The sequence below is a fragment of the Moraxella caviae genome (genome assembly GCF_002014985.1).
In the GTDB taxonomy this organism is placed as follows: Bacteria; Pseudomonadota; Gammaproteobacteria; order Pseudomonadales; family Moraxellaceae; genus Moraxella; species Moraxella caviae.
In genome coordinates this window covers 1-10,752 of the sequence record NZ_MUXU01000009.1, presented here as the reverse complement: position 1 = coordinate 10,752, position 10,752 = coordinate 1, and the positions used below count along the sequence as shown (strand labels likewise).

Here is a 10,752-nt window from a genome sequence, read left to right as displayed (position 1 = left end):
ACTTGGCTTTTGCCATGATGTCGTCCTCTTGTTGTTTGACCTAAAACTTGCGTCTTAGGTTCGTTAATGTAAAAACCCTGACAATCTGACGGCAAAACGCTTGCGCAAATCCGCCATTAAATTGCCATATCTTGCTAATTATAACACAAAAAAATCACATTTAAAAAACACAATTTCCACTTATTTTGTAATTTTATCTGCAAAACGGGCAAAATTTCGCCCTTTTGCACACTTTTTTGTGGGTTTGTGCGAATTTATCATGATGATTGCATAAAATCTATACACCAAACTTCTTTGATTTCAATCGCCCTTGAATTTAATGGCTTTTTTAAGTTTGGCTTTTGGGTGGTTCAGCTTTATCAATACAATCATTATAACAACGCTAAGCTGAAAATGCAAAAAACCCAAAACATGAAATCATGATTTGGGTTTTTAAAATTTGGAGCGGGAAACGAGATTCGAACTCGCGACCCCGACCTTGGCAAGGTCGTGCTCTACCAACTGAGCTATTCCCGCTTGTCGTTGTCAGCGTTCGGCTTATTGCCGTATGTCGCTGTATGGGTGCGTATTATATAGATTTAATTTTTATCGTCAAGCACTTTTTTAAAAATTTTTCTTAATTTTCGCAAAAAATATCATAATTTATTGAAAAATAAAATATTTTTATCTTAAATTTTATGCGCTAAATTTTTCTTGTCAAAGCAATTTCACCTAAGAAAAGCGTAAACTTATGATAACTTAGCTCAATTTACACACTCATTTTTGGCAAATTGCCATGACTTTTGACTAATTTACGCTGACTTGCAAATTCACGCCCCACTTAATCAGCTGCATGGCTTCGTCTTTTAAATCCGAAAGCAGCAGCGCATGACCACCGTGGCTGTCTTTTTCTAGTAGAATTTGCCAGTCATTCACCGACTTAATCGTCAGATGAATCTGATGGCGCGCCAAATCATTACGGCTGTGATTTGCCGCCACCGCAAGGCGCAACAGCAGCGTCAGCCGAGCCAGCCGCTCACCGCCCACACGGCAAATGCGCTCAAAATCAGCGGCGTGCAGCTTGCGTCTGTGATGGCGAACCATCTGCGCCATCTGCGCCTGATCCATGCGTGAAAAGCCTGCAATTTCGGCATTTTCCAGCATATAAGCACTGTGGCGATGATAGCCGCTGTGTCCGATGGCAAGCCCGATTTCATGCAAAAACGCCACACGTCGCAGTAAATCATTGTCTGCATCGCTAAGATTTAGCGCAGCTTTGGCGTCGTTAAATAGCATTCTTGCGGTCTTGACCACACGTTTGGCTTGCTTTTTATCCACATTAAACCGCTCAATCAGCGCCTGCGTACTCAAATCACGCACATCATCACTGCCAAGCCGAGACATCATGTCATACATCACGCCTTCACGCAGCGCACCGTCCGAATACGTCATGCGTTTGACCCCAAAAATCTGCATGACGGCAATCAAAACAGCAAGCCCCGCAGGGAAAATCGCCTTGCGGTGCGCCTTGACGGTGTTTAGCTCAATGTCATTAACACAGCCCACTCCCACCAAATGCTGACGCAACGCCAGCACGCCATCTAGCGTAATGCGCTCTTTGTCGGCAAGCCCGAGCTGCATGAGCGCACCTTTGACCGCCTTAATCGTGCCAGACGAGCCAATCACCGTCTCAAAGCCTGTTTTTTGGTAACGCTGGGCATAAGGAATGATTTCTTTTTGGGCGGCGCTGATGGCAGCGTCAAAAGCGGCATTACTAATCACGCCATCTTTGAAAAATTTTTGGGTAAAGCTCACCGCCCCCATCTGCGCACTTTCGGTCAAGATAGACTCGTGTCCTTTACCGACAATCAGCTCCGTTGAGCCGCCGCCAATATCCACCACAAAACGCTTGGTGTCATTGACAAGCGTATTTGCCACGCCCACATAAATCAGCCGCGCTTCTTCACGCCCTGAGATGATTTCAATCGGTCTTGGCAAAATGGCATTGGCACGCGCAATAAATTCATCGGCATTCACCGCTTGGCGCAGCGCATTGGTCGCCACCACACGCAAACGCTCCGCCTGCACATTCTCAAGCCGCCCCACAAAGCGCGCCAAGCAGTCCAAGCCACGCTTTTGCACGTCTTCAGACAGGCGTTTTTGCTCATCAAGCCCAGCGCCAAGCTGCACTTTTTCGCTCATGGCGGCAATTTTTTTCAAGTCGCCATGATCCATTCGGGCAATCGCCAAATGAAAACTGTTTGAGCCAATGTCAATCGCCGCAAGCAGCTCGTCATCGCCGAGCATATTTGGCATGAGAATATCCTTGTGGTTGGGCGTACGCCATGCGCCGCGCAAATAGGGTTGAATGCTAATTTTAATGTTTAATGATTGGGATATTTTACCGCCTAAAATGGTTTTTTAAAGGGATTTTTAGCGGTTTTTGTCATTTGGTGCAAATTACATTGATAATGCGTAAAATCATCGCCCAATCACACCAAACGTGATTTTGGAAACAGCACTTTAAATGCCGAGCCTTCGCCTTCAGTGGATTCAATCATCAGCCGTGCGTCATGCTTATTTAAAACGTGCTTGACGATGGCAAGTCCAAGCCCCGTACCGCCTGTGGCACGACTGCGCCCACTGTCCACACGGTAAAATCGCTCGGTCAAGCGCGTCAAATGCTCAGGCGCAATGCCAATGCCATTATCCATCACCGACAATAGCGCACCGTCTTTGACTTCTTCCCAAATGATGCTGATTTCACCGCCTGCTGGTGTGTATTTCATGGCATTTAGCACCAGATTTAAAATGGCGCTGTGCAAATACACTTCCAGCCCCAGCAAATTTTTTGGCGTATCAAGGTGCAAATCAATCAAATGCGCACTCTCAGCATTGCTCGCTTGTGCATCGTCAAACACCTGCATGAGTACGCGCGGCATATCCACCGCCGCTGGCGGCTCGGATTCATCATTTTCAAGGCGTGATAGCATGAGCAAATCATTGACAATGTTATTCATGCGCCGCGCCTGCTCACGCATCAGATTAAAGCCACGCTGCCACTTGGCGGATAAATCAGGCGCACTGCCAAAGGTCTCAAGATAGCCCATCAGCACCGTCAAAGGCGTGCGCAATTCATGCGACACATTACCCACAAAATCCGTGCGCATTTGCTCTAAATGATGAATGCGTGTGTAATTTTGGATACGCAAAAGCATTCGTGACGCAGGCAAAAAACTCACCTGCGCCATCTGCACATCGCCCACGAAAATCTTAGACGGAAATTTAAAATTGGCGCTTTGTTCTGCTTTATATTTACCGAGCAAAAAATCTTGATAAACTTGCGAAAACGCTTCTATAAAATACTCATTGGCAAGCAGCTTTAAAATCGGCTTACCCAGCACATCTGGCGTGTCATCGTCCGTAAAAAAGGCGGTCAAAAGCGTCTTGGCGGCAGGATTATGCCACAGCACGCACGCTTTATCGTCCAATAAAATCACGCTGTCAGGCAAGGCGTGCAGTGCGTCATAAAACACATCACTGCTCAAATCTGACAGCTCGTAGGTCGCATTCATGGTTTTGCTACTTGTTATTTTTATCAACAATTATGGCTACAACGCACATCATTTTTCAGAAAAACGATAGCCTGTGCCACGCACCGTCTGGATAAAGCCGCTCACACCAAACGGCTCTAGCACCTTGCGCAGGCGGCGAATGTGTACGTCCACCGTGCGCTCGTCAATGTATACGTTGCCGCCCCACACTTGGTCTAAGATTTGCGCACGAGTATAGACACGGTCAATGTGCGTCATAAAAAAGTACAGCAAACGGTACTCGGTGCTGCTCATCGTAATTTCTTGGTTGCCCACCATCACCCGCTGGCTGGCTGGCTCAATCGTCAGCTTACCTGCGCCCACGGGCTTTTCATTGATGCTGCCTGTGCGTCTTAGCACCGCCTTAATGCGGCTTACCAGCTCACGCGTGCTAAAGGGCTTGGTGATGTAATCGTCCGCACCTGCGTCCAGTCCATACACTTTATTATCTTCTTCGCCCTTGGCGGTGAGCATGATGATAGGAATATTAGCCGTGCTGTCGTCTTTTTTTAGGCGGCGTGCCAAATCAATGCCTGATTGCCCATTGGGCAGCATCCAATCAAGCAAAATCAAATCAGGATTTTCGTCAATCACAGCGGCGTGTGCACTTGGCACATCAAATGCTGCCACCGCTTCAAAGTCGGCAAATTCCAGCGTGGTGATAATCAGCTCGCTGATGGCAGGTTCATCTTCTACGACCAAAATTTTTGGCACAGGCACGGTACTATCCTTAAAATTGGTTGGTTAAATTTGACCGATGATTATTCATCGGCACTGCTCAGGCTTTTATCAGCACGCCCTTGTTCAAAGCGGTCTTGCGCCACTTCCACCGCTTCTTCCACATCGCTAAATGACGTGTGGCGTACGTCTGTGCCGCTGCCCAGATACACCACAAATTCCGCCAAATTACGCGCGTGATCGCCAATGCGCTCTAGCGCACGCAGCACCCACAGCACTTGGATCACTTCGTCATTGTCAAGCTCTTGGGTGCGCAAAACGTCAATCGCCGCACGGTATTCGCTGTCAATCACTTCGTCCATCTGCATGACTTCAAAAGCAAGCCGTGCGTCCTGATGGCGAAAGGCTTCTAGTGCGTCCACCACCATCAGGCGCACTTTGTCCGCCAAGGCTTGGTGCTGATAATCATGCTCACTGCGGCCACCTTCGGCAAGTAAGCTGCTGTTTTGCAGCACCAAACGTGCGATTTTCACCGCTTCATCACCAATGCGCTCAATATCCACCACGCCTTTTGACAGACAAATGATAAAGCGCAAATCATTGGCGGTGGGCTGGCGGCGAGCCACCAAATTCACCACTTGCTCATCAATGTCGCGCTCAAAGGCGTTAATCTTAGCATCGCTGTCAATCACGTCTGTGGCAAGCGCAGCATCGTTTTTGGCAAGCGCCTGCATACTGCGAGACACCTGTCCCACCGCCATGTGTCCCATCGTTAAAAAGGTCTGCAGCGCAGCGTCCAATGACGCATCAAAACTTTTTGAAGTGTGTTTCCCAAACATAGTGTACCCTTTTTTTGTGTTGTGTCAAATCAAACATCGCAATCAGACGCACCACTTAGCCGTGGCGACCTGTGATGTAATCTTCGGTGGCTTTTTGTTTTGGGTTATTAAAAATTTGGCTGGTCTCGCCCATTTCAATCATATCGCCCAGATACATATACACGGTATAATCTGAGCAACGTGCCGCCTGCTGCATATTGTGCGTTACGATGGCGATGGTATAATCGTTTTTCAAATCTTCAATCAAATCTTCAATTGCGCCTGTGCTGATAGGGTCAAGCGCTGAAGTCGGCTCATCAAGCAGCAACACTTCTGGACGTGTCGCCACACCGCGCGCAATGCACAAACGCTGCTGCTGACCGCCTGACAGCGAAAGACCAGACGCTTTTAGCTTGTCTTTGACTTCATTCCACAGTGCCGCTTTTTTGAGCGCCCATTCCACACGGTCGTCCATCTCAGACTTAGAAAGTTTTTCGTACAATTTCACCCCAAAGGCGACATTGTCATAAATAGACATCGGAAATGGCGTGGGTTTTTGGAACACCATGCCCACACGCGCACGCAGTAAGTTTACGTCCACCGATTTATCTAAGATATTTGCGCCATCAAGGTTAATCTCGCCTGTGGCACGCATACCCGGATATAGGTCGTACATACGGTTAAAGGTGCGCAAAAGCGTGGATTTGCCGCAGCCAGATGGCCCAATAAAAGCCGTAACTTTCTTATCAGCAATGTCAAGATTGATGTTTTTTAACGCCTTAAAATCGCCATAATAAAAGTTGAGATTGCGAATTTGCATTTTGGCTGGCGTGGCGATGGCATTTGTGGTTTGTGTTGTCATGGTTGTTGTCGCTGTATTGTCTGAATGAATTTCGTCTAAATAAGGATTGGTAACAGGCGTGCTGCGCTGCTCGCTGGTTTTGGGTTTTTGTTGGGTTGTCGTCATGGTAAATTCCTTATGCCATCATTTATAATCTTTGCCGCTAAGCATTCTGGCGACAACGTTTAGCAGCAATACCGCTGCGGTGATGAGCAGTGCTGCCGCCCAAGCCAAGGCGTGCCAGTTGTCATAAGGACTCATGGCAAATTGATAAATGGTGTTTGGCAAGTTGGCAAGTGCTGCATTCATATCTGTGCTAAAGTATTGGTTATTCAGCGCGGTAAATAGCAATGGCGCCGTCTCACCTGTGATGCGCGCAAAGGCAAGCAGCACGCCTGTTACCACGCCTGCTTTGGCAGCTTTCATGGTAACGTGGCTTACCAATTTCCATTTTGGCGTGCCAAGCGCATAAGCCGCTTCACGCAGATTATTCGGCACCAAAAGCAGCATATTTTCGGTCGTGCGCACCACCACAGGAATGACGATGAGCGCCAGCGCCAGCGCACCTGCCCAGCCAGAAAAACCGCGCCCTTGCACCATCAAGGCAAAAATAAACAAACCAATCACGATAGAAGGCGCAGACAGCAAGATGTCATTCATAAAGCGTGTCGCCTTGCCCAGCCAGCCGCCACGGTCAAATTCCGCCAAATAAATGCCCGTCATCATGCCAATGGGCGCACCGATAAAAAGCCCCGCAAAAGCAAGCATCGCCGAGCCGACAATGGCGTTTCTAAGGCCGCCTTCCATCATTGGCGGCGGCGTGTCCACCGTAAAGACAGGCATACTCACCAAGCCAGAAAAGCCCTGCCCAAACAGCGTGATTAAAATCCAAATCAGCCAAAACAAGCCGAACACCATCGCACCAATGGTAAAAGCAATGCCAAGTTTGTTCGTCAGCTGGCGTTTTTGGTATTTCGCCTTATTCATGCGCTCAAAAAAGTTTGGCGTTTTGGCGGCTTGATTTGCGGTGTGATTTGCAGTTGTCATAAAAATTCCTTGCTTATTTGCCTGATTTTTTGTCAATTTTCATCAGCATAAGTTTTGACAATGACAGCACCACAAAAGTGATGATGAACAAAATCAAGCCTAAATGCAGCAGCGATGATAAATGCAGCTCGTTTGACGCTTCGGCAAATTCGTTGGCAAGCGCTGATGTGATGGATACGCCTGAAGTGAACAGGCTTGGGTTGATGTTAAAGGTGTTGCCGATTAGGAAAGTTACCGCCATCGTCTCACCAAGCGCACGCCCCAGTCCCAAAATCACACCGCCAACCACGCCTGCTTTGGTATAAGGCAGCACGATTTTTGTCATCACCTCCCATGTCGTTGCGCCCACGCCATAGGCAGATTCCTTAAGCAAATCTGGCACGACAGAAAACACATCACGCATGGTGGCAGCGATAAAAGGAATAATCATGATGGCAAGCACCAAACTTGCGGTAAACATACCAATGCCAATGGGCGCACCTGTAAACAGCTTGCCAAGCACAGGCACACTGCCCAAATGCTCAATCAGCCAAGGCTGCACGTTATCGCCAAACCAAGGCGCAAACACAAACAAGCCCCACATACCATAAATGATGGACGGAATGCCTGCCAAAAGCTCAATGGCGATGCCTAAGGGTTTTTTAAGAAATTTTGGGCATAATTCGGTCAAAAACACCGCAATGCCAAAACTGACTGGCACAGCGATGGCGATGGCAATCACCGAAGTTACCAGCGTACCGTAAATCGGAGCTAACGCACCAAATTCGCCTGTAACAGGATTCCACTCGCTAGATGTATAAAACGATAAGCCAAATTCTTTCATGCTTGGGATTGCACCCAAAGTCAGCGCAATCAAAATCCCGCCAAGCGAGCAAAGCACAAGAAAAGCGAAAAATCGGGTCGCATTGACAAACAGCGCATCGAGTCGCTGCTGACGAGCCAGCTGAGCGGTGAGTGCGTGGTTGTCGGTGTGTGGTGAAGTTGCCATAACTTTTTGATTCGTTGTTTGAGATGAAATGTTGGCAAACGCCTAAAAGTTAAAAGATAGGCTGTTTTAAAATTACAAATCAGTGATTGCCAAAAACGGCTTGCTAACAAAAAACTTAGTAAACTTGTGCAAACAGGTCTGCACCATCGCAAACCTGCTTGCTTTTTTGAATAATTTCAAAGCATCATTTAAAACAATGCTTGATGGTCAAACCAATATCGTTTGAGATAAGGAAAGCGAGCGCAGATAGTACAAGTAGTACAGAAAGCGAGCTTGACGACGTATCAGACGATAGTGGGAAGACTGTCAGATTATTTGGTAAATACTGGATTGCCTTCTTTGTCTTTGATTTGCGCCCAGCTGTCTTGGAACAAGGCAACCGCGCTGTCGCTAAATGGCACATAATCTAGATCCAGTGCTGCTTGGTCGCCGTTGGCAAATGCCCAGTCAAAGAATTTCAACACGCCTGCCACTTGCGCTGGGTTTTCTGGGTTTTTGTGCACCAAGATGAAAGTCGCTGCAGCGATTGGCCATGCGCCTTGGGTTTCTGAGTTGGTCAGCACTTTGTTAAAGCCAGCAGCTTGCGACCAGTCAATATCGCCTGCTGCTGCAAAACTTTCTGCTGATGGCTGAACAAATTCGCCCACGGCGTTTTTCAGCGCAACGTGCGACATATTGTTTTGCTTGGCATAAGCGTATTCTACATAGCCGATAGAGTTTTTCACGCGGTTTACATAGCTTGCCACGCCTTCGTTACCCTTGCCTGCTGCGCCTGTTACGGTGGTCGGCCATTTGATGGTTTTATCCACGCCCACGCTTGATTGCCATTCTGGCGATACTTTGGCAAGGTAGTCGGTAAAGTTAAAGGTCGTGCCTGAACCGTCCGAACGAAATACGGTAGTGATGGCAGCGTCAGGCAGTGTCAAATCTGGGTTTAGCGCAGCGATGGCAGCGTCATTCCAGTTGGTGATTTTGCCAAGATAAATATTTGCCAGCGTCTCGCCGTCAAGTTTTAGTGCACCCGGCTCAATGCCGTCTACGTTAATCACTGGTACTACGCCACCGATTACGGTTGGGAACTGTACCAAGCCTTCTTGTTCAAGCTCTTCTACCGTCATTGGCGCATCAGACGCACCAAAATCTACAGTTTTAGCGATGATTTGCTTGATGCCGCCAGATGAGCCGATGGATTGGTAGTTTACTTTGCCAGAAGTTGCTGCATTAAAATCTGTACTCCACTTGGCATAAACTGGCTGTGGGAATGACGCGCCTGCGCCAGTGATTTGGGTAGCGATTTTCTCGCCAGCTTCAGCAGCTGGGGCAGCGGCTTGCTCGGTAGCTGGGGCGGCTGGGGCGGCTTCGGTGTTTTCAGCTGGCTTAGAGCAAGCGCTCAGTGCCAAAGCACTTGCCAAACCAAGCGTGATGACAGAAAGGTTGAACTTTTTCATGGAATACTCCGATTCATGGATTGTAGATGGATTGCCGATGAATGCTTTGCGCTTGGCAGATGGCACTCACCTTTGGTAACTCTTACGAAAAAAGCAGTCATGCAGCTGCGTTTGAGCGTATTTTGCCCATCTTGCATGACAATCAGATGACGTGCAAATGACAGTTTTATGACAAATGCTTACTTTTGCGTAACAAACTTGATGGCGATGTGAAAAGAAGGGAAATGAGAAATAAAAAAATCGGAAAGTGGGAATTAAAAAGCGGAATTGGAAATTGGAAATTGGAAATTGGAAATTGAAAAGTGAGAACTAAAAAGTGAGAATTACAAAACGCAAATTAAAAAATAGAAAAATCAACCTTAAACCAGCGCACCAGCCGCCCAAATTGACCGCCAGCAAGCCCACCAGCAAACATTGCCACACATTTTGGCAACAAAAAATTCGCCAAACACCGCAAAGTAAGGTATCATAAGGCGAATTATTGCGCCCAAATCGCCACGATTTACAAAAATCAATCAGCGACAATCAAGCAAAAACATTAAAACAAACAAACCATCATGACTACACCAAATCAGCCAGCCGAAAAAGCCAGCACCATTTTCACCCTGCCAAACAATCTCACCATCGCGCGCATCGTGATGATTCCTTTGTTTGTCGCCATCGCCTACTGGCCGCCTGCGCTTGGCATCAATGTGCCAGCCATTCCCGACAACGCCATCGCACGGCTTGGTATGATGGAATACAGCACCAGTATGCTGCGGCATTTTTTGCTCACTTTTGTGTTTGTGCTGGCGGCGATTACCGATTGGCTTGATGGCTATTTGGCACGAAAAATGGGGCTAAGTTCGGCTTTTGGGCGTTTTTTGGACCCTGTGGCGGACAAGCTGATGGTGGCGGCTGCGCTCATTATTTTGGTGCAGTGGCACCCAAACATCGTGATGGCAATCAGCGCCATCGTCATTATTTCTCGGGAAATTGCCGTCTCGGCACTGCGTGAATGGATGGCGGAGCTGGGCAATCGCACGTCCGTGGCGGTAAGCTATGTGGGCAAACTTAAAACCACGTTTCAGATGATTGCCATCACCGTGCTGCTGCTCAACTGGCAAATGCTAGAAATGCTCGGCTACACGCTGATGGTGGTGGCGGTGATTTTGACGCTGTGGTCTATGATGATTTATCTAAAAGCCGCTTGGCCGTATTTAAAGCAGAATTAGGGTGTGGGCTGGATTTGATGGGTTGTAAGTTGGGCTGAGTGAAACGAAAACCCAACAATCAAGGCGTGATTTATCTGCAAATAAAATGATGGTTTTCATGTGACAAGTTGGGTTGAGTGAAACGAAAACCCAACCTTGTATCTTCC

The 10,752-nt window shown here is 47.7% G+C and carries 9 protein-coding genes and 1 tRNA gene; 1 reads left to right on the top strand and 9 read right to left on the bottom strand.

The genetic code is table 11. The features are described 5' to 3' along the window. Window positions 1-440: 440 nt before the first annotated feature. From B0181_RS01165 to pstS, 9 genes are all read right to left on the bottom strand, one after another. A tRNA-Gly gene (locus B0181_RS01165) sits at window positions 441-516 on the bottom strand. A 270-nt stretch (window positions 517-786) separates the two neighbouring features. Further along, window positions 787-2,295, bottom strand: coding sequence for a Ppx/GppA phosphatase family protein (locus tag B0181_RS01160; RefSeq protein ID WP_078275666.1), 1,509 nt, complete (start codon window positions 2,293-2,295; stop codon window positions 787-789). 176 nt (window positions 2,296-2,471) lie between these two features. Further along, a complete protein-coding gene (gene phoR, locus B0181_RS01155; protein ID WP_078275665.1) occupies window positions 2,472-3,554 on the bottom strand; it encodes a phosphate regulon sensor histidine kinase PhoR in 1,083 nt (360 codons plus the stop codon). A gap of 48 nt (window positions 3,555-3,602) precedes the next feature. Next, entirely contained in the window at window positions 3,603-4,292 is a 690-nt protein-coding gene (gene phoB / locus B0181_RS01150; protein WP_078275664.1) for a phosphate regulon transcriptional regulator PhoB, read from the bottom strand. A gap of 41 nt (window positions 4,293-4,333) precedes the next feature. Beyond that, window positions 4,334-5,089 carry a phosphate signaling complex protein PhoU gene (phoU, locus tag B0181_RS01145; protein ID WP_078275663.1) on the bottom strand — a complete coding sequence of 252 codons (756 nt, stop codon included), beginning with the start codon at window positions 5,087-5,089 and terminating at the stop codon, window positions 4,334-4,336. Between the two features lie 55 nt (window positions 5,090-5,144). Further along, a complete protein-coding gene (gene pstB, locus B0181_RS01140; protein WP_371829203.1) occupies window positions 5,145-6,035 on the bottom strand; it encodes a phosphate ABC transporter ATP-binding protein PstB in 891 nt (296 codons plus the stop codon). A gap of 18 nt (window positions 6,036-6,053) precedes the next feature. Beyond that, window positions 6,054-6,896: a phosphate ABC transporter permease PstA gene (pstA, locus tag B0181_RS01135; RefSeq protein WP_425452019.1), complete on the bottom strand. Its 843-nt coding sequence runs from the start codon at window positions 6,894-6,896 to the stop codon at window positions 6,054-6,056. A gap of 73 nt (window positions 6,897-6,969) precedes the next feature. Then, window positions 6,970-7,944 (bottom strand): phosphate ABC transporter permease subunit PstC, encoded by a 975-nt coding sequence (gene pstC, locus B0181_RS01130; protein ID WP_078275661.1) that lies wholly within the window; start codon window positions 7,942-7,944, stop codon window positions 6,970-6,972. Window positions 7,945-8,255: 311 nt separating this feature from the next. Beyond that, window positions 8,256-9,392, bottom strand: coding sequence for a phosphate ABC transporter substrate-binding protein PstS (pstS, locus tag B0181_RS01125; RefSeq protein WP_078275660.1), 1,137 nt, complete (start codon window positions 9,390-9,392; stop codon window positions 8,256-8,258). A gap of 557 nt (window positions 9,393-9,949) precedes the next feature. On the opposite strand from pstS, the gene pgsA reads away from it, so the two are divergent. Continuing rightward, window positions 9,950-10,606, top strand: coding sequence for a CDP-diacylglycerol--glycerol-3-phosphate 3-phosphatidyltransferase (pgsA, locus tag B0181_RS01115; protein WP_078275658.1), 657 nt, complete (start codon window positions 9,950-9,952; stop codon window positions 10,604-10,606). Window positions 10,607-10,752 lie beyond the last annotated feature (146 nt).